The organism is Methylocapsa palsarum, assembly GCF_900114285.1.
Lineage (GTDB): Bacteria > Pseudomonadota > Alphaproteobacteria > Rhizobiales > Beijerinckiaceae > Methylocapsa > Methylocapsa palsarum.
Genome location: NZ_FOSN01000005.1, coordinates 201,025 through 218,153, shown reverse-complemented (window position 1 = coordinate 218,153; position 17,129 = coordinate 201,025). Strand labels below are relative to the sequence as shown.

Sequence of the window (17,129 nt, the reverse complement as noted above, 5' to 3'; positions counted from 1 at the left end):
ATGGGACACATCCCCGCCAGCGCCATTCTTCATCAATTGCATCTCGCCCGAGAAAGAGATCCGAACTTTGGCTTTCGGGAGGTGCCGGCGACCCGCTCAGGCGAGTATGAAATCTTCTGCTCGACCTTGGATCCCATGAACGGGACCCGGACGTTGACGGAAATAAAGACGACAGACCGCAACCCTCAGACGAGAGAGCCGATGTTCCTCGCATCCACCGTCCAGAAGTTCTTCCTGGATGCCAAGGTTGCGGTCGAGCCAGACTTCTTGAAGCTCTTGCTGAGCGAGGTCGCGAGGGGTGACCCCAACGGCGTGGATCCGTACGCCAATCCCTATGACCCAGAAGAGCCGCCGACCTTTTGGGCGCCGGATCCGCCGGGCGACGGGCAGGTCAATTTGGCAATCCCGCGCGAAAAACCGTAAGGATTTTGGAAATGATCGCGCGGCTCTCTGACCGTCGCGACTTCGGCGCCCAACCAAAAGCGCGCTGTGTTTTCGTGCGGTGCGGCGCAGGCGGATGACGCTGCGGAATGCGGTCACGAACGGCGGCTCCGGCCGCCTGCGGTCCGTGAAAGCGGGGTCGCTGAAGAACGAGAATTCGGAACGGGCGGTCCCGCTGCATCCCGCGATCATCGAAAGCGGCTTCTTGCGATTTCTGAACGCAGCACGCTCGGGGCCCATGTTCCCCGGCCTTGCTGCTGATCGATTTGGAAACCGCGGCGGCAATGGGACGAAGGTCATTGGGCGATGGGTGCGGGGTCTCGGCTTGACCGACGAACGGCTTTCGCCGAGCCATTCCTGGCGACATCGGTTCAAGACCCACCGATTATGAAGCAACCGTATTTCAAGGCGCCCGAGCTTAATCACCGCAACGCGCCCGCCCATGCCATAAACAGAACGGCCGTTTACCAAATGGAGGCCCGGTAGCGGACCGTCGCAAAACCACCCGTTTGAGACCTTCGAGGCAGCCAATCCGCTCGTATATCGCGATCTTCTGCGAACTGCTGTGCCTCACCGTCTATGTCGTTAATAGGGCAAAAGTGTATAGAGGTCACACTGTGGAGCGTCTCGTCGGGTGCCGAGTTTGCTCGAATACGAGATCCAACCAAAACACTTGGATTTGATTTTGCGTTCATTTTTGACAAAGTCTTTTAACAAATAGCGTCTTGCGGCTTTGAGATTCGCTTTCAAGGTCCTATTCCGAACATCTAGCTTTCTCCAGATCGCTTGAAGTTGAGGGGCGATTGAAAAAAATTTATTAGCGTAAGCCGGGTCAATTATGAGGACAGCATGTATGTGTGGGCAGGCCTCAGGGTGATCCACATAGAATCTAGCTCTTTTCCTTTTAAATCGGGTCGAAGGTAGGTCCAGAGAAAAGCAATCGTATGCGGACGATACTTCCACTTCCCAGGTCGGTCCAAATTGTTAATCAACTTACGGCACAGCATAGAGTAAAATTTTTCAAACTTTTTTAAACAGTCCTCCGGACGTGTTGATCGTCGGCGATGCACAATTTTGAATTGCATAACCATCGCGCGATAGGCCGCGAAAAATGAATTTTCGTCTCGCTTGAAAAGAATTGGGCATTACGCTATAAAATAGCACAAAAATACAGGTCTCCGCACCCCAAGACGTGGACGTTCTTGTAACACTTCTGGCGAAAAGGGAGCCCAAGATGGCGAGTTATTTGCAGACGTATGATGCGACGCCGGCAGCCGAGCGTTGGCGTCTCGTTCGCGGTTGGATGCATAACGAGCCATGGGCCTTCTATGCCGAGCTTCGCAAAGATCGTCCCATCCTCGTTATGCCGGAAGTGACGCTCGCGACCCGGTTCGACGATTGCGCCGAGATCCTCCGCCGGCATGATGTTTTCAGTGTCGCTCTGTATAAGCCGAAACAGGGCGATTACTTCATGGCCCAGGACGATACGGCGGTCCATTGGCGCGAAAAATCGATCATGCGCGCCATTCTCGATTTCGAAGACATTCCAGCGATACGGACCTTCGTAGCCAGTAAAGCCGCAGAGCTCCTGGCGAGCGCCGGCGGCTCGATGGAAGCGGTCGCCGGCCTCACCCGAGCCGTGCCCCTGGCGCTCGTTCAGGAATGGTTTGGCTTCGAACATGTCGATCCGGCGAAATTGTGCAAATGGTCCTACTGGAGTCAGATCGACACTTTCTGGAACCAGCCCTTTGACGCGATTGCATGGTCCGATCCGGCCAAGGTCATCGCCGAGCGCGAAGCCGCGGGAAAGGAAATGGTCGTTTATCTGATCGAACTGGTTGCGATCAGGGAGGGCAAGCTAAAACTCGGTCTTGGCGGCCACGATCCCGTCACGCGGCTGCTGGAGCTGTCATCGTCCGGGGCGGTCAAATTCGACTTGCGGCGGGTCATCGAAAATGTCGCAGGATTGCTGATTGGCGCGGTGGAGACAACCTCGCACGCCGTCGTCAATGCGCTCGATTTTCTGATCAGTCGTCCCGACGACCTCGCCAAGGCTCGCGCCGCCGCGCTCGGCGAGAATACGGCGGCCGTTGACGGCTATGTCTTCGAAGCAATCCGGTTCAGGCCTGCATTTCCTTATTTTTTCCGCACGTGTGAAGAGGACGCCGTCCTTGGGCGTGGCGAAGCCTACGAAACCGCCGTCCCGAAGGGAACAACTGTCCTGGCTGTAACCCAATCAGGCATGTTCGATCCGAAAGCGATGTCTCACCCCGATGAATTCGACGCCGGCAGAGGGTTGGGCAATCAATTTCATTTCGGCCTTGGTCTACATGAATGCCTCGGGCGCGCGATCGGGCGCGTGATGATCCCGGAAATCGTGGCGCAAAGCCTGCGGCTTTCCGAACTCACTGTAGGCTCCGTTGATCGCAAGGGCGGACCAGTGCCGGAATCCTGGGATTGGCGCTGGAAGAATTGATATTCTTGCGGCGCATTCGTCTGCTGGAAACATTTCGGTCATCGTCAATTCTTGATGGGTTGCTCTCTCTGCCCGTTGGGGAGAAGGGCTGACAGAGAGGCGCTCATCCGCAGCTTTTGATCGAGGCCGGCAAAAATGCATTTCAAACTCGGGGGGACTGAAATGAGAAAGCAGTGCTTGTTGCTTGTGTCGCTTCTCACGACCTGCTTCGCGTGGACGGGGCCGTCGGCGGGAGACGAAATCGTAAATGTTGAACAGGGCTGGAGCCCTGCTGATAAAGCGGCGTGGTATCGCTTGACGCAGGGATCCCGGCTGTTGCCGTTGAGCTGGTTGCGGGCCCTCGAACAGCCTGAGTCTGAAAAGCCGTTTCTCGATGCGGAATTTATGGCGGCCTTCCGCTATATCGGCGGCTCGGGCGCATCGGATTTGCCGATGGGCTTCGTGATCGACGATCAAGACGATTCACAGCTGACGACCACCAGGCTTCGCTGGAGGGAAGGGCAGACGGCGAGAGAGCCGTGGGTCGGAATGAATTGCTCCGCCTGCCATTCGAACGAGATCACCTACAACGGCAAGCGGCTGCGGATCGAAGGCGCGCCGACGCTCGCCGATTTTCAATCCTTCCGCGAGGCGCTCTATAAGTCGCTGGATCAGACGTGGGTCGATGACCGAAAGTTCGCCCGCTTCGCCAAGAAAGTCCTTGGCGACGAAAGCGGGAATTCGGACCTGTTGCGTGGGGAATTGGCGAAACTTGTCGACGCCGAAGCGAAACTGCGATCGGCGAATTCAACGCCGCTGCGCTACGGATACGGACGCCTCGACGCTATTGGAAACATATTCAACAAGGTCGCGACGATCGCCAACGCGCAGGCGCAGACCTTTCACGCCTCCGACGCTCCTGTGAGTTATCCATTTTTATGGAACATCGCCCAGATGAATCTGGTGCAATGGAACGCGTCCGCGCCCAACGGACCTGTGCTGGGCGGCGTCGATCTCGGCGCCCTTGGCCGCAATGGCGGAGAAGTGATCGGCGTTTTTGGCGACGTTCAAATCAAACCTTATCCGATCGCGTTGCTGCAGCCGGGGTATATAACCAGCATCAATTTTTCCAACCTCGATCAACTCGAGGAACTCGTGCGGCGTCTGAAGCCTCCCGCTTGGCCAGCCGTATTTCCCGCAATCGACGAGACCAAGCGGGCTTCTGGCCAGAAAATTTTCGTCCAGCAATGCGCCAAGTGCCATTCGCATCTTGATCGCGAGGACATTTCGACGCCGATCAAGGTTGGCACGACCTTGCTGAAGGGGGCCGATCCCATCGGAACCGATCCCTGGATGGCGTGCAACGCCTATGCGAACACCGCAAAGACCGGAGCGATGTTTCTGACTCCGCGAGGTTACCTCACGCCGCCGGGCCAGCCGACGCTGATTCTCGGACGCGCGGCGCCTGAGTTCGACATGCTCGCCACGGCCGTTGTCGGCTCCATCGTCGGCTATGCCGGGCGATACAGGGACCTTGTCATGCAGGTCGGACAGAAGGTGGCTGTTGAAATGTTTGATCGCAAATCGACGCCTCGTGATTTCGCGATGCCGGAAATCAATCTGAAGAATCTCGTGCCCCAGATCGCGCCCGCCACGATTGATCGCGACAAGAGGGACATGCTGAAGCGGTGTCTTGCGGACGACAGTCCCATTCTCGGCTACAAATACCGGCCATTGACGGGTATTTGGGCGACGCCTCCCTACCTCCACAATGGCTCGGTTCCAACGCTCTATGATTTGCTTCTGCCGCCGAGCGAACGGCCAAAAAGCTTCAATGTGGGAACGCGGGAATACGATCCGATGAAAGTCGGTTTCAAGACTGAACCCTCGTCCGAAAACAGTTTCGTCTTCCAGGCGTTCGACGAAGAAGGGAAGCCGATCCAGGGTAATCTCAATACGGGCCACGATTACAACAACGCGGGTTTGTCGGACGCCGACCGTCAAGCTCTTGTGGAATATATGAAGGGTCTGTGACGACCGGGCGGGCGGGCGCCGGCCGAAAGCGAATGGTTTTGTCTGGCGCGCCGGACGGTCGCCGGCATAGCTCGCGGGGGTCTCAGGGACGCAGAACGCTCCGGCGCGCGGTCTATGACGATCGCGGCGCCGCTGCTTGGCGCTTGATCGCAAAAGAGCCGCGGCGGCGCTCGATCGCAAATGGCCGGCCGATTTGTAAGCCGCCGAGGCTTGGAAGGCGGCGGTTTTTGTGCGATACACAAAAACTGAACCGAGGCCGCAGGCGGAGCCGGATTTGGCTCTCGCGGCTGCGGCGCGGCCGAACCCTCGCGAAGCCGAGCCTCCAGGAACTCGAACGAAAAAGCGGGTTCAGAAAAGTTTTCCATGACAGGTTCCAGACCCATCATGCTCAAATCGCATGTCCGCTCCGGGAGACCCCCATTCGAGCGGATCGCGCTTCTCCTTCAGGGCGGCGGCGCTTTGGGCTCCTATCAGGGCGGGGTCTATCAGGCCTTGGCGGAAGCGAATATCGAACTGGACTGGGTGGCGGGCATTTCGATCGGGGCCATCAATTCGGCTCTGATCGCCGGCAACCCGGCCGAAAGACGCGTCGAGCGGCTGCGCGAGTTCTGGGAGATCGTCAGCACCTCTCCCATCGGTCTGCCCAGCTCAAAATCGATCGCGGTCAAGGGCGAGTTCGCGCGGCGCATCGCCGGCCAATTGTGCTCGCTCGGCGTCGTTCTCGACGGCGCGCCCGGCTTCTTCAAGCTGCGGTTTCCGCCGCCATATCTGTTACCGTCGGGAGCCGAAGAGGCGCTGAGCTATTATGACGTCACGCCGCTGAAGGAGACTCTCGAGCGCCTGGTCGATTTCGACCTCATCAACGCGCAATCCATTCAGCTCAGCGTTGGCGTGACGAATGTCCAGAGCGGAAACTTCGTCTATTTTGACAATACGACCCAGAAAATCCGGCCGGAGCACATCATGGCGAGCGCCGCGCTCCCACCGGGTTTTCCGCCGATTGAAATCGAAGGCGAATATTATTGGGATGGCGGCATCGTCTCAAACACGCCATTGCAATGGGTGCTCGACGGGTCGCCGAGGAAAGACACTCTCGCGTTTCAGGTCGATTTATGGAGCGCCCGCGGCGACCTCCCGCGCGATCTCGTCGAGGTTGAACTGCGGCAGAAGGAAATCCGCTTCTCCAGCCGGACGCGGCAGGGGACCGACGGTTTCAAGAAAGCCCAAATCCTGCGCCGCGCCGTAGGGCGGCTTCTGCAGCAGATCCCGGGAGAACGGCGCAACGAGCTCGAATTGCAAATTCTGGAGCGGGAAGCGGACGAAAAAGTCTACAATATCGTTCATCTCATTTATCGCGCCCAAAACTCCGAAGGTCCGGCCAAGGACATCGAATTCTCCCGCCCGACGATGGAGGAGCATTGGCGCGCGGGTTATAACGACACTGTCCGCACGCTGCGCCATCCGGAGGTGCTGGAGCGCCCCCAGAGCGAGGATGGCGTTTCAACGTTTGATTTGTCGAGAGACGGACGCGACTGATTCATTCAGCGCGGAACTGCGCTTCCTTGGTCTTGGCAAAGGCCAGCGAAAACGTTTGGGCGGGGTCGGGAGGGGTCATGAAAGAGAACGAAGTCCGCAGCCGGGCGTTTGCGATGCCGCTGACGAGTCCGGCCTATCCGATTGGCCCGTACCGTTTCGTCAATCGCGAGTTTCTCATCATCACCTACAGGACCGATCCGCAGAAACTGCGCGAACTGGTTCCCGAACCGCTTCAGGTCGAGGAGCCGCTGGTCAAGTTCGAATTCATCCGGATGCCGGATTCGACCGGATTTGGCGATTATACAGAGAGCGGCCAGGTCATTCCGGTGTCCTTCCAGGGGCGCAAGGGCGGCTATAGCCATTGCATGTTCCTCAACGATCATCCGCCGATCGCGGGCGGGCGCGAATTGTGGGGTTTTCCGAAGAAACTCGGAACGCCCAGCCTGAAAAAGGACATCGACACCCTCGTCGGAACCCTCGACTACGGCTCGCTGCGGATCGCCACGGCGACCATGGGATACAAGCACGCGCAGGCCGACCTCGCGGCGGTGAAGGCGTCGTTGCTCGCGCCAAATTATTTGCTGAAGATCATGCCCTGCGTCGACGGCTCGCCGCGCATCTGCGAGATCGTCGAATATTATCTCACCGACGTCGACCTGAAGGGCGCCTGGACAGGCCCGGGCGCGCTCACGCTGACCTCGCACGCTTTGGCGCCGCTGGCCGAACTGCCGGTCCTCGAAATCGTGTCCGCGACCCATATTCTGGCCGACCTCACGCTCGCGCTCGGCAAGGTCGTGCACGATTATCTGGCCTGACCCCCGACCTGATTTTTAAAAAGGACAGCCCATGCGTTTGAAGGATAAAGTCGCCGTCGTCACCGGCGCCGCCAGCGGCATCGGCAAGGAAATCGCCATTGTGTTCGCCCGCGAGGGTGCGAAGATCGCCATCGCCGATCTCAATCTAGGCGCGGCCGACGCCACCGCGAAGGAACTCGATCCCACGGGCGAGCGCGCGATTGGCGTCGGGATGGACGTCTCCAACGAGGCGGAGGTGGATTCCGGAATCGCCAAAGTGATCGAAAAATTCGGCGCGCTCGACATTCTCGTCAGCAATGCCGGCATTCAGATCGTCGCGCCGATCGTCGATTTCGAATTCGCCAAATGGAAGAAGCTGCTCGCCATCCATCTCGACGGCGCCTTCCTCACCACGCGGGCCTCGCTGCGCCAGATGTACAAGCAGAAAAGCGGCTGCATCATTTACATGGGCTCGGTCCATTCCAAGGAAGCCTCGGTCCTCAAGGCGCCCTATGTCACCGCCAAGCACGGCCTGATCGGCCTCTCCAAGGTCGTCGCCAAGGAAGGCGCGGCGCATGGCGTGCGCTCAAACGTGATCTGTCCAGGGTTCGTCCGTACGCCGCTCGTCGACAAGCAGATCCCGGAACAGGCGAAGGAACTCGGCATCACCGAGGATCAGGTGATCAAGAACGTCATGCTGAAGGAAACCGTCGACGGCCAGTTCACCACCGTTGAGGATGTCGCCGAGGCGGCGCTGTTCTTCGCCTCGTTCCCCTCGAATGCGCTGACGGGGCAATCCCTGGTGGTCAGCCACGGCTGGTTCATGGAATAAGAGGTTCGAACGCCGGGGATCGGCCGTTTCGCGAAGGAAACATCACGTTGAACCGCAAGCGCCTCGCCGCCCTGATGTTCTGCCTTGCTCTCGGAGCCGCATCCAGCGCCGGGGCGGGGCCATGCGGGAAGGCCATCGCGACGTTCGAGGCGCAAGTTCGCGCCGCGCAAACCACTCCCGGCGCGGGTCCGGGAGGTGTTCAGTCGCTCGCGGCCGATGAGGAACATCAGCCGACGCCTGAATCCTTGAAACGCGCCGAAGCGAAGGCGCAGCGCGGCTTCGAGGCGGTGCTGGCCCGCGCCAAAAAACTGGACGCCGAGGGCAAAAAGACCTGCGCGGAGGCTCTGACCGACGCCCGGCTGATCTATTTCCAGTGAGCCTGCGTTGATTCGATTACGGCGGGCGGCTCGATTTCGGAGGAGCGCTCATCTCCGGGAAAGAGGAAGTTGTCCCCGCGGGCTCGTTCCGTGTATCGGCAGGTTCAACGGTCAGTTCGACCGTATGCAAGGTCTCGTTCCAGTCCCCCTCCTCGCCTGAGGTCGCAAACGAAAAAACGTATTGACCGGGAACCAATTTGACAATCGGACACAAAAAATCGGCTTTATGGGAACCTTTTGGAAGAGTAATCGGATATATAATCTCATGCAAAGGCAACACGAACTCGCCGACAATATTCTTGTTTTCTATAACTAATATTAATGATATTTGAATATCACGTTTCAATTTCTTATAGCTCGCTGTAAATTCAACTCCTAAGCTTCGATTAGCAGAACAACAATCTGTAACTTTAGAATTAATAGCCTTTTCTTTTTGGTCGCAAGCGTTGTCGTTGTTTTGTCGACAAGCGTTGTCATTTTTGTTTTGTAGATAGGAACCGTTCCAACGCCGAAGGCGCCCAGCTATAATTGCTCCATCGCGAAAATAACTGTTAAGATCACTATATTGAAAGCATTCATTCTCTTTTATTTCAGGACTAGAATAAAAGTCGCCGAAATTTCCTGTACTAGATTTGTGCGCAGATATAAGAAGGCGCCAAGCCTCATGTTCAAGAGATTCCCACAGTGGATAATCGCCCGGTGGTCCTAAGTCGTCTATTTCTTTTCGAATCGAATTATTGTTAGATTCATTCTTAGGAGGTTCTTGCTTAGGAGGTTCTTGCAACACATCGAAAACAATAAGAGCGGCTCTCGCGGCATCAAAACCGCAAGCGATACTTAACGATTCGCACGCGAGATTTCTTATTTGATTGATACTTAATAGCGCAAAAGCTCCGACGACGAGACCAAATATGGCGACGCAGAGCGTCAGGATGTTGGCCCCAAAAGAGAGCCACGCGGCGAGTAGCGCCGACTTTTCCCGGTCCATCAACCCATTCCCGTAACCAGCCCCGCCTTCTCCTTAAGGGGCACTCTTGGGGCGTGCTTCACAAAGGGAAACTGGCGCGGATGACCTCGTCTTCCGCTAAAAAGTCTGCATCAACCTTAGGTTTTTGACAAGCAACAGGCGTCGTAAGTGGAGTTCCGCAGGTTACGGCGAGCCGAAAAATCTCCGATCCTCAACATGCGGAGACGTTTCCGTCATCAAGGCACACATCTCCCTATGATTTCAAACGAACGCGTGACAGAGGGTCGTGGGAGGCGCTTGGGAACAGCCGTGACCGCGTGCGCGGCAATGGCGCTTTGCTTCAATTCGGCGTAAGACGCAGGTTCAAGCTCGGGGCGCAGGCTTTTTGCGTCCTTCCACGGCTATGGCCGCGCTGTCACCGAAACAAAGGCATTCCTCAACTTGACCATTCTCTCCGCAAGCCCTGCGCTCGCGCGCGCTCTCGAGGAGCGCAATTATCACGACGCGACGCCGGTGCAGGAGGCGGTGCTTGAATCCGGCGCCGCCGAACGCGATCTCCTGGTCTCGGCGCAGACCGGCTCCGGCAAGACGGTCGCCTACGGGCTGGCGCTCGCCGCGACCTTGCTCGGCGACGCCGAAACGCTTCCGCCGGGCGCCGAGCCGCTGGCGCTTGTCGTCGCGCCGACGCGCGAGCTTGCGCTTCAGGTCCAGCGCGAAATCGAATGGCTTTATCAATATGCCGGCGCCCGCGTCATGTCCTGCGTCGGCGGCATGGAGCCGCGCCGGGAGCGCCGCGAACTGGCGGCGGGCGCGCATATCGTGATCGGGACGCCGGGACGCCTGCGCGATCATCTGGAGCGCGGGGCCCTGGATGTGACCAAGCTCAAGGCCGTCGTGCTCGACGAAGCCGACGAAATGCTGGACCTCGGGTTTCGCGAGGACCTCGAATTCATTCTCGAATCGACCCCGAAAGAACGCCGAACCCTCCTCTTTTCGGCGACGATGCCGAAGGCGATCGCGACGCTCGCGAGGCGCTACCAGCGTGAGGCGATGCGGATCGAGGTCGCAGGCGGCGAGAGCGGCCACGCCGATATCGAATACCGCGCCATCCGCGTCGCTCCGAATGAAATCGAAAGCGTCGTGGTCAATCTGCTGCGCGTCGCCGAGGCGCCGAGCGCGCTGGTGTTCTGCAATACGCGCGAAGCCGTGCGCCATCTCCACGCCACCTTGCAGGAACGCGGATTTTCCGCCGTTCTCCTGTCCGGCGAGTTGAGCCAGAACGAGCGCAACCACGCGCTTCAGGCCCTTCGCGACGGGCGCGCGCGGGTCTGCATCGCCACCGACGTCGCCGCGCGAGGGATCGACCTTCCGAGCCTCGCCCTGGTTATTCACGCCGAACTGCCGCACGATGCCGAGATCCTCCAGCATCGCAGCGGCCGCACGGGGCGGGCGGGCCGCAAGGGCGTCAGCGCTCTGCTCGTTCCCAATTCCCGCAAGCGGCGGGCGGAGCAATTGCTGGCGGGCGCAGGGGTTCAGGTCGCCTGGAGCGGCCCGCCGACCGCGGAGGAAATCTGCACACTCGATCAGGAGCGTCTGCTTCAAGATCCGTTGCTAACGGGCGACGGCAACGAAGACGATCTCGTCATGGCGCGGGCGCTTCTCGCCGAGCGCAGCGCCGAGGATATCGCCAGCGCCCTCGTGCGCGTCTACCGCTCGCGGCTTCCGCTTCCGGAGGACGTGCAGGATCCCGGGTTTGGCCGCGACCGCGCCGCGCCTGAGGCGGGCAAACGCGCGCCCAGGGAGACTAGGGACTCGCCGCGGGCGCGGGGGGTCGCCGGAGGAGGCGTCTGGTTCCGCCTCGACATCGGCAGAAAGAAGAACGCCGACCCGAAATGGCTGCTGCCGATGATCTGCCGGCGCGGCAAGATCACCAAGCAGGACATTGGCGCGATCCGCATCTTCGAGCGCGAGACGACGTTCGAGGTGTCGGCGGCCGCCGCGGGGCAATTCGCCAAAAATGTCCGCCGTCCCGACGGCGATCCCATCCTGATCGAGCCCGTCGGAGCGGCGCCTGCCCCCGGACAGACGGCCCATGCGGAACCCCGGCGCCAGCATTCGTCCGGGGAGCGGCCCCTGCGCGCCGAGAACGCCGCCGGAAAGAAGCGCAAGGCGCGGTAAGGGCGCCCGTGCGAAGCGGCCAGAGTGAGCGCATGACAGGCGGCGCCAGAGCAATCTGCCTCTATATTGACGCGGACGCCTGCCCGGTGAAGGGCGAGGCCTACCGGGTCGCCGAACGGCGCGGCGTCAAAACCTTCGTCGTGGCGAACAGTCCGATCCTCGCGCCCAAACATCCTTTAATCGAACGGATCGTCGTCCCAAGCGGTCCCGACGCGGCCGACGACTGGATCGCCGGGCGGGTCGCGCGGGGCGATATCGTGGTGACCGCCGACGTTCCTCTCGCCGACCGCTGCGTCAAGGCGGGGGCGGATGTGATCGCGCCGAACGGACGGGCGTTCACGGAAGCCTCGATCGGGATGGCTCTCGCGACCCGCAATTTGCTCGACGGCCTCAGATCTCAGGGCGAGACCACCGGCGGCCCAAAACCGTTTTCGCCCCGCGACCGCTCGGCCTTTCTGCAGGCTCTCGATCTCGCGATCGTCCGATTGCAAAGAGCTGGGTTCGGATCTTGCTAGAGCATATTCCGATTGGTGAGAATCAATCCAAACGAGAAGAATATGCTCAAGCTTTGACTCTGGAGCGATTTCTGATCGATCGCATGACTTCATGCGATCGGAAAGCGCTCAAGCATATTCCGATTGGAGTGAATCAATCCAAACGAGAAGAATATGCTCAAGCTTTGACTCTGGAGCGATTTCTGATCGATCGCATGACTTCATGCGATCGGAAAGCGCTCAAGCATATTCCGATTGGAGTGAATCAATCCAAACGAGAAGAATATGCTCAAGCTTTGACTCTGGAGCGATTTCTGATCGATCGCATGACTTCATGCGATCGGAAAGCGCTCCAGGCCCAACCGAACAAGAAAATCGCAATCCATATCGGTAATCGCGTCTCACCTATGGAGTTTCTGGCCGATGCAGGACTTGACGCCCGAAGGGCTGCGGCTGTTGGATGGCGTCGCTCAGCGCCATGGGGTAAGCCGCGAGGCGGTCGTAACCTTGCTTCGGGCGCTCGCGCAAGGCGGCGGATATCAGGCCCAGTTCAATCATCCCGATCTCGGCGGAATGGGACAATGGTCCCAGGGCGGGATGATCATGGTTGGCGACATGTTCAATCAGGGGCTCAAATACCGCGTCGATCAGCTCTGTGGCGAATTGTCGACGCTCCTGCGCAATCAGCCGATGTTCAGCGTCGCGCCGGGAAGTTCGCAAACGCAAAGTCAGGGCGCCGCCGGTGTCAGTCTGTTCGTGCCGGGGCCGAACTCGTCCTCGGGCCAATGGTGGCCGGGCGATCTTGGCGCGCCGTCGTCGACCGGCGCCCAAAACGATTTACGCTACGCCTGCTTTCCGGGTTCGCGCCGCCTCGCCATCCGGCAGGGCGACCGGGTCAGCGTCTACGACACCGGCGACCATATCGTCAGCGGCTTCTCCCAGCAGCAGGGCGGCGATCAATCTCTGACGTTCACGAGCCAATACGGGCTGGTGCGCGTCGCCGATCTGCCTTTGGCGTCTCCCGCGAGCGTCCATGCGCCGGAACCTCCCGCGTCCGGTTTGGCCGAGGCTGCTCCCTTGCCAAAATCCGCTCCCGTTCCGCCTGATTTCGAACCGACTGCGGTCGCCGCCCCACTCGCCGCCGCAAGACCGCCGGAACCGCAACAGAGTTCAGCCGACGACATTCTGACGACCATCGAACGGCTCGCGGACCTTCGCCAGAAAAACATCCTGACCGAAGAGGAATTTGCGGCGAAAAAGGCGGCGCTCCTCGCCCGTCTCTGAGCGGCCGCCGCTTGGCGGGATTTGCCGCCGCTTCGGCGCCGGGATAAAAGTCCGGCGGCCCGGCAGTCCTCAAGGACCGTTGTTCGGAGCCCCAACCGGGAGGAGACATGAGCGACGGCGCGCAGTTCCGCACGCCCGCGTCTGACGCGCGGCAAATCTCCCCGACGCGGCGGAGCTTTGTTCTCGGCGGTTTCTGCCTCTGCTGCCTGCCGGGCGCCGGCCCCGGCGCGTTCGCGGCGGAAGGCCCCTGGCCCACCGAGGAGATCGCGGAGGGGATTCATGTCCGGCGCGGCGTCGACGAAGACGCGACAAAGGCGAACGCCGACGCCATCGCCAATATCGGCTTCATCATTGGCCGCGACGGCGTGCTCGTCACGGATCCGGGCGGAAGTCTGACGGACGGCGAGCGTTTGCGCTCCGCGATCCGGGCGAAGACCAGCCTTCCGATCCGTTATGTCGTGATGAGCCACATCCATCCGGACCATATCTTCGGCGCAAGCGCGTTCAGCGGCGACGATCCGGTCTTTATCGGGCATTACCGTCTTGCCGAAGCGCTGCAACAACGGGGGGCCTATTATCGCGGCGTTCTTGCGGAAATTCTCGGCGAGGATCGGGTCGGCTCCATCGTCGCGCCAAAGATGGAGGCGCGCGGAAAAAGCGAGATCGACCTTGGCGACCGCGTCATCGAGATCAGCGCCCATTCTCCGGCTCACACGTCGACCGACCTTAGTCTGCTCGATCGGAAAACCGGGACGCTGTTTCCCGCGGATCTGCTTTTTGTGGGGCGCGCGCCCTCGCTCGACGGCAGCCTCCAGGGCTGGCGCGACGTCCTCGCCGATCTGAAGCAAACAGGCGTCCCGCGCGCCGTTCCCGGACATGGTCCGGCGTCAGTCGCCTGGCCTCAGGGCGCCGCCGCGCTCGATGGCTACCTCGCCGTGTTGCAACGCGAAACAGAGGCGGCGGTCGAAAAAAATATCGGCATCGACGCGGCGGCGAAAAGCGTCGCCCAATCGGAACGCGCCGCATGGAAACTTTTTGACGACTACAATGGACGCAACGTCATCGAAGCCTATAAGGAAATCGAGTGGCGATGAGTTCGCCCGGCGAGAGGAGTCGCGAATGACACGATTTTGTTTGGCGCTGGTCCTCTTCGCCGCGATTGCGCCTGCGGCGATGGCGGCGGACGACGAGACCGCCAGGGCCGAACGCTGGAACGATCTGCGCCAGAGCTTTTTCGGTCAAAGGCCAATCCTCGAAGGATCGGATAAAATCAGTCTGGACGCGCCCGACCGCGCCATGGACGCGGCGCTCGTTCCTGTGACGATCAATGTGGCGAATCCCTCGCAGGTCAAGGCCGTCTATCTTCTGATCGACGACAATCCGGCTCCTCTTGCGGCTCATGTCGCATTCGGGCCCGCCGGCGATCCGCGCAGTCTGAAGCTGCGCGTGCGCGTCAATCAATACACCTACATCCACGCTGTCGAGGAAACCTTGACGGGCGAACTTTTCGCGACCCGCCGGTTTGTGAAGGCCGCCGGCGGATGTTCGGCGCCGGCGGGATCCTACGATCCGGCGGCTCTCGCCGACATCGGCAGGATGAAACTGCGCGCCTCTGAGCAATCGTCCGGCGATGGTTCGGTAGAGGCGCAACTTCTCGTCCGCCACCCGAATTTCAACGGCATGCAGATGGACCAGGTTACAAGACTCTACACGCCGGCGCGTTTCCTCAAGACGATCGAGGCGACCTACAACAACGAAATTGTCTTCCGCCTCGAAACCGATATCTCCATGGCGACGGATCCCGCCATCACGTTCGGAGTCAGGACGAGTCAAAAGGGAAAGCTCGCCGTCAGCGCGCGCGACAGTTCGGGGGCGCTGTTCGAAAGCAGTTTCGATCTGGGTCCGCAGGGAAGCTGATGACCATTCGCAAGTTCGAATCCCTTGCCTCTGTGGCGGCGCTGCTGACGTTCTGCGCGGCCGCCTTCGCCGCGGCGCCCGAACCAAACGATTACTGGTCCGGACCCATGCAAGGCGAGACGCCGGCGACCCTGACGGGCGGCCGCGTCCTGCAAACACAAGACATGGCTGCGCTGATCGCGGCCGGAGGCCTCGCTCTGATCGACGTCGCGGAAGCTCCGCGCCGACCCGACACTCGTGCCCCCGGCAGTGTCTGGACTCCTCCGCCGCATCGCAATATTGCGGGAAGCATCTGGATTCCGGGGGCGGGAGCGGCGCAGCTGGATCCGCGGATGAACGAGTTCTTCCGGCTGCGGCTGGCCAAGGCGGCTGACGGCGATCTCGATCGTCCGCTGGTTTTTTATTGTCATCTGCGATGCTGGGGAAGCTGGAATGCGGCGAAGCGCGCGATCGGCTACGGCCACCGCGCCGTCTATTGGTATCCCGAAGGCGTGGAAGGATGGCAGGACAGCGGCCGCACGCTGGCGCCCGCGGAACCCGAGACGCCCCTTTTGTGACCGAGCGGCATGGACTATATGTCCTCCGACAAACCGGCTGCGGCGTCAGCCTCAACAAAAGAAAAATTGAAAAATGGAGACGTCATGACGCTCTCCTCCGCTCAAGGATCCGATATGAACCGCAAACTGTTCTTCTGCGCCGCTCTCCTTGTTGGAGTCGCCGCGACGCCGGTCAAGGCCGACGCGAGCAAAACGGAGGCCGCCACGACGGCGTTTCTTTCGGCTCTGACGGCTCTTGACGATGCGATCCAGCATTTCAGGGATCTTGTCAAAGAGACGAAGCTCCTCCCGCAGGACATCGATCCCATTTGCATGGCGCTGAACCCTGACCCTAACGAGCCCGCGAACGAGGACCAGCCGACGCTTTCCGATTTGCTGGGCAAGAGCAATTTGCCTAACGCCAAGGCCAAGGAAATCTGCGCCGCGCTGACGGCGGAGCGGGGATTTATCGAAAAGGCCAGGGCGGCGAATATCGGAGCCGCCACCGAATGCGCCACCGACCGCATTCCGGCCTGCGACAAGATCAACGAAGTTCTCGCGGCGCAGTCTCGCAAGCGCGCCGAGGAGCAGTCGTCCGCGCAGCCTTAACCCGACGCCCTCTTTCAGATGGTCTTGTCCGCGTCGGGCTGGTGCTCCGGCGCGGCGGACGCGAACGCCGCGACCTCCCGCGCCGCCGCGTCGACATCGACGATGCGCGGGTAGGGCGAAAGATCGAGACCGAACCGGCGCGCATTATAGACCTGGGGCGTCAGGCATATGTCGGCGAGGGTGATTTGGTCGCCGATCGCGTGCCGGCCGGCTATCGCCGTCAACCGCGCCTCGATGGACGGGAAACCGCGCGCAATCCAGCGCCTGGCCCAGGCGACGCGGGCGCCGCTGTCCACGCCGTAATCCTTGGCCAGAGTTTCGAGCACGCCGACATTGCCGAGCGGATGAATGTCGCAGGCGATCGTATAGGCGATCTCGCGGCAGACCGCCCGTAATCTCAGGTCGGCCGGCATGAGCGGCGGATCGGGATAGGCCTCGTCGAGATATTCGATAATGGCGAGCGACTGGGACAGCGTGAACCCGTCCGGATCGCGCCAGACCGGGACGAGACCAGCCGGATTGAGCGCCCGGAACGCCGCGTCATGCTGGGCGTCCTCGCGCAGATGCACGAAAGCCCGCCGGGCGGTGATCTCCTTGAGGTTCAGCGCGATCCGCACTCTGTAGGACGCGCTCGATCGCCAATATTCAGAGAGTACGGAGTCCGTCATATCGCCT

General features: G+C 60.4%; 17 protein-coding genes. 15 read left to right on the top strand and 2 right to left on the bottom strand.

The window, feature by feature from the left end:
• From BM177_RS07945 to BM177_RS07910, 8 genes are all read left to right on the top strand, one after another.
• Nucleotides 1-423, top strand: a complete 423-nt coding sequence (locus BM177_RS07945) for a hypothetical protein (RefSeq protein WP_091680801.1) — start codon at nucleotides 1-3, stop codon at nucleotides 421-423.
• A 94-nt stretch (nucleotides 424-517) separates the two neighbouring features.
• On the top strand, nucleotides 518-832 hold the full coding sequence (locus BM177_RS07940) for a site-specific integrase (protein ID WP_091680799.1): 315 nt from the start codon (nucleotides 518-520) through the stop codon (nucleotides 830-832).
• 843 nt (nucleotides 833-1,675) lie between these two features.
• Entirely contained in the window at nucleotides 1,676-2,917 is a 1,242-nt protein-coding gene (locus tag BM177_RS07935) for a cytochrome P450 (protein WP_091680796.1), read from the top strand.
• 162 nt (nucleotides 2,918-3,079) lie between these two features.
• A complete protein-coding gene (locus tag BM177_RS07930) occupies nucleotides 3,080-4,930 on the top strand; it encodes a di-heme-cytochrome C peroxidase (protein WP_139223557.1) in 1,851 nt (616 codons plus the stop codon).
• 363 nt (nucleotides 4,931-5,293) lie between these two features.
• On the top strand, nucleotides 5,294-6,466 hold the full coding sequence (locus BM177_RS07925; protein ID WP_091680791.1) for a DUF3734 domain-containing protein: 1,173 nt from the start codon (nucleotides 5,294-5,296) through the stop codon (nucleotides 6,464-6,466).
• Between the two features lie 77 nt (nucleotides 6,467-6,543).
• Nucleotides 6,544-7,281 carry an acetoacetate decarboxylase gene (locus BM177_RS07920; protein ID WP_091680897.1) on the top strand — a complete coding sequence of 246 codons (738 nt, stop codon included), beginning with the start codon at nucleotides 6,544-6,546 and terminating at the stop codon, nucleotides 7,279-7,281.
• Nucleotides 7,282-7,312: 31 nt separating this feature from the next.
• The gene (locus BM177_RS07915) at nucleotides 7,313-8,092 is read left to right on the top strand and encodes a 3-hydroxybutyrate dehydrogenase (protein ID WP_091680788.1); all 780 of its coding nucleotides are present in this window, start codon (nucleotides 7,313-7,315) and stop codon (nucleotides 8,090-8,092) included.
• Between the two features lie 47 nt (nucleotides 8,093-8,139).
• Nucleotides 8,140-8,469, top strand: coding sequence for a hypothetical protein (locus tag BM177_RS07910; RefSeq protein ID WP_091680786.1), 330 nt, complete (start codon nucleotides 8,140-8,142; stop codon nucleotides 8,467-8,469).
• Nucleotides 8,470-8,485: 16 nt separating this feature from the next.
• Here the strand turns inward: BM177_RS07910 and BM177_RS19470 are convergent, their stop codons facing one another.
• Nucleotides 8,486-9,457 (bottom strand): hypothetical protein, encoded by a 972-nt coding sequence (locus tag BM177_RS19470; protein WP_139223556.1) that lies wholly within the window; start codon nucleotides 9,455-9,457, stop codon nucleotides 8,486-8,488.
• Between the two features lie 420 nt (nucleotides 9,458-9,877).
• Here BM177_RS19470 and BM177_RS07900 point away from each other — a divergent pair, with 420 nt between their 5' ends.
• The 7 genes from BM177_RS07900 to BM177_RS07870 all read left to right on the top strand — a co-directional run bounded on the left by BM177_RS07900 (nucleotide 9,878) and on the right by BM177_RS07870 (nucleotide 16,454).
• Nucleotides 9,878-11,614 (top strand): DEAD/DEAH box helicase, encoded by a 1,737-nt coding sequence (locus tag BM177_RS07900; protein WP_091680781.1) that lies wholly within the window; start codon nucleotides 9,878-9,880, stop codon nucleotides 11,612-11,614.
• A gap of 32 nt (nucleotides 11,615-11,646) precedes the next feature.
• Nucleotides 11,647-12,129, top strand: coding sequence for a YaiI/YqxD family protein (locus tag BM177_RS07895; protein ID WP_091680778.1), 483 nt, complete (start codon nucleotides 11,647-11,649; stop codon nucleotides 12,127-12,129).
• Nucleotides 12,130-12,531: 402 nt separating this feature from the next.
• Nucleotides 12,532-13,392 (top strand): SHOCT domain-containing protein, encoded by an 861-nt coding sequence (locus BM177_RS07890; RefSeq protein WP_091680776.1) that lies wholly within the window; start codon nucleotides 12,532-12,534, stop codon nucleotides 13,390-13,392.
• A 107-nt stretch (nucleotides 13,393-13,499) separates the two neighbouring features.
• The gene (locus BM177_RS07885) at nucleotides 13,500-14,486 is read left to right on the top strand and encodes a quinoprotein relay system zinc metallohydrolase 2 (RefSeq protein ID WP_091680773.1); all 987 of its coding nucleotides are present in this window, start codon (nucleotides 13,500-13,502) and stop codon (nucleotides 14,484-14,486) included.
• A 25-nt stretch (nucleotides 14,487-14,511) separates the two neighbouring features.
• Nucleotides 14,512-15,309 carry a quinoprotein dehydrogenase-associated SoxYZ-like carrier gene (locus BM177_RS07880; RefSeq protein ID WP_091680771.1) on the top strand — a complete coding sequence of 266 codons (798 nt, stop codon included), beginning with the start codon at nucleotides 14,512-14,514 and terminating at the stop codon, nucleotides 15,307-15,309.
• A complete protein-coding gene (locus tag BM177_RS07875; RefSeq protein ID WP_091680768.1) occupies nucleotides 15,309-15,866 on the top strand; it encodes a rhodanese-like domain-containing protein in 558 nt (185 codons plus the stop codon). The genes BM177_RS07880 and BM177_RS07875 overlap by 1 nt, the downstream gene beginning before the upstream one ends.
• Nucleotides 15,867-15,980: 114 nt before the next feature.
• Nucleotides 15,981-16,454, top strand: a complete 474-nt coding sequence (locus tag BM177_RS07870) for a hypothetical protein (protein ID WP_139223555.1) — start codon at nucleotides 15,981-15,983, stop codon at nucleotides 16,452-16,454.
• A 14-nt stretch (nucleotides 16,455-16,468) separates the two neighbouring features.
• Here the strand turns inward: BM177_RS07870 and maiA are convergent, their stop codons facing one another.
• The gene (gene maiA / locus BM177_RS07865) at nucleotides 16,469-17,122 is read right to left on the bottom strand and encodes a maleylacetoacetate isomerase (RefSeq protein WP_091680764.1); all 654 of its coding nucleotides are present in this window, start codon (nucleotides 17,120-17,122) and stop codon (nucleotides 16,469-16,471) included.
• Between the last annotated feature and the right edge of the window lie 7 nt (nucleotides 17,123-17,129).

What these genes read in the sequence shown, in the direction of transcription:
- BM177_RS07880 (WP_091680771.1), top strand. Translation starts at nt 14,512, where the DNA reads ATGACACGATTTTGTTTGGCGCTGGTCCTCTTCGCCGCGATTGCGCCT.
- BM177_RS07930 (WP_139223557.1), top strand. Translation starts at nt 3,080, where the DNA reads ATGAGAAAGCAGTGCTTGTTGCTTGTGTCGCTTCTCACGACCTGCTTC.
- BM177_RS07870 (WP_139223555.1), top strand. Translation starts at nt 15,981, where the DNA reads ATGAACCGCAAACTGTTCTTCTGCGCCGCTCTCCTTGTTGGAGTCGCC.
- BM177_RS07925 (WP_091680791.1), top strand. Translation starts at nt 5,294, where the DNA reads ATGACAGGTTCCAGACCCATCATGCTCAAATCGCATGTCCGCTCCGGG.
- BM177_RS07915 (WP_091680788.1), top strand. Translation starts at nt 7,313, where the DNA reads ATGCGTTTGAAGGATAAAGTCGCCGTCGTCACCGGCGCCGCCAGCGGC.
- BM177_RS07895 (WP_091680778.1), top strand. Translation starts at nt 11,647, where the DNA reads ATGACAGGCGGCGCCAGAGCAATCTGCCTCTATATTGACGCGGACGCC.
- BM177_RS07920 (WP_091680897.1), top strand. Translation starts at nt 6,544, where the DNA reads ATGAAAGAGAACGAAGTCCGCAGCCGGGCGTTTGCGATGCCGCTGACG.
- BM177_RS07940 (WP_091680799.1), top strand. Translation starts at nt 518, where the DNA reads ATGACGCTGCGGAATGCGGTCACGAACGGCGGCTCCGGCCGCCTGCGG.
- maiA (WP_091680764.1), bottom strand. Translation starts at nt 17,122, where the DNA reads ATGACGGACTCCGTACTCTCTGAATATTGGCGATCGAGCGCGTCCTAC.
- BM177_RS07885 (WP_091680773.1), top strand. Translation starts at nt 13,500, where the DNA reads ATGAGCGACGGCGCGCAGTTCCGCACGCCCGCGTCTGACGCGCGGCAA.
- BM177_RS07945 (WP_091680801.1), top strand. Translation starts at nt 1, where the DNA reads ATGGGACACATCCCCGCCAGCGCCATTCTTCATCAATTGCATCTCGCC.
- BM177_RS19470 (WP_139223556.1), bottom strand. Translation starts at nt 9,457, where the DNA reads ATGGACCGGGAAAAGTCGGCGCTACTCGCCGCGTGGCTCTCTTTTGGG.
- BM177_RS07935 (WP_091680796.1), top strand. Translation starts at nt 1,676, where the DNA reads ATGGCGAGTTATTTGCAGACGTATGATGCGACGCCGGCAGCCGAGCGT.
- BM177_RS07890 (WP_091680776.1), top strand. Translation starts at nt 12,532, where the DNA reads ATGCAGGACTTGACGCCCGAAGGGCTGCGGCTGTTGGATGGCGTCGCT.
- BM177_RS07875 (WP_091680768.1), top strand. Translation starts at nt 15,309, where the DNA reads ATGACCATTCGCAAGTTCGAATCCCTTGCCTCTGTGGCGGCGCTGCTG.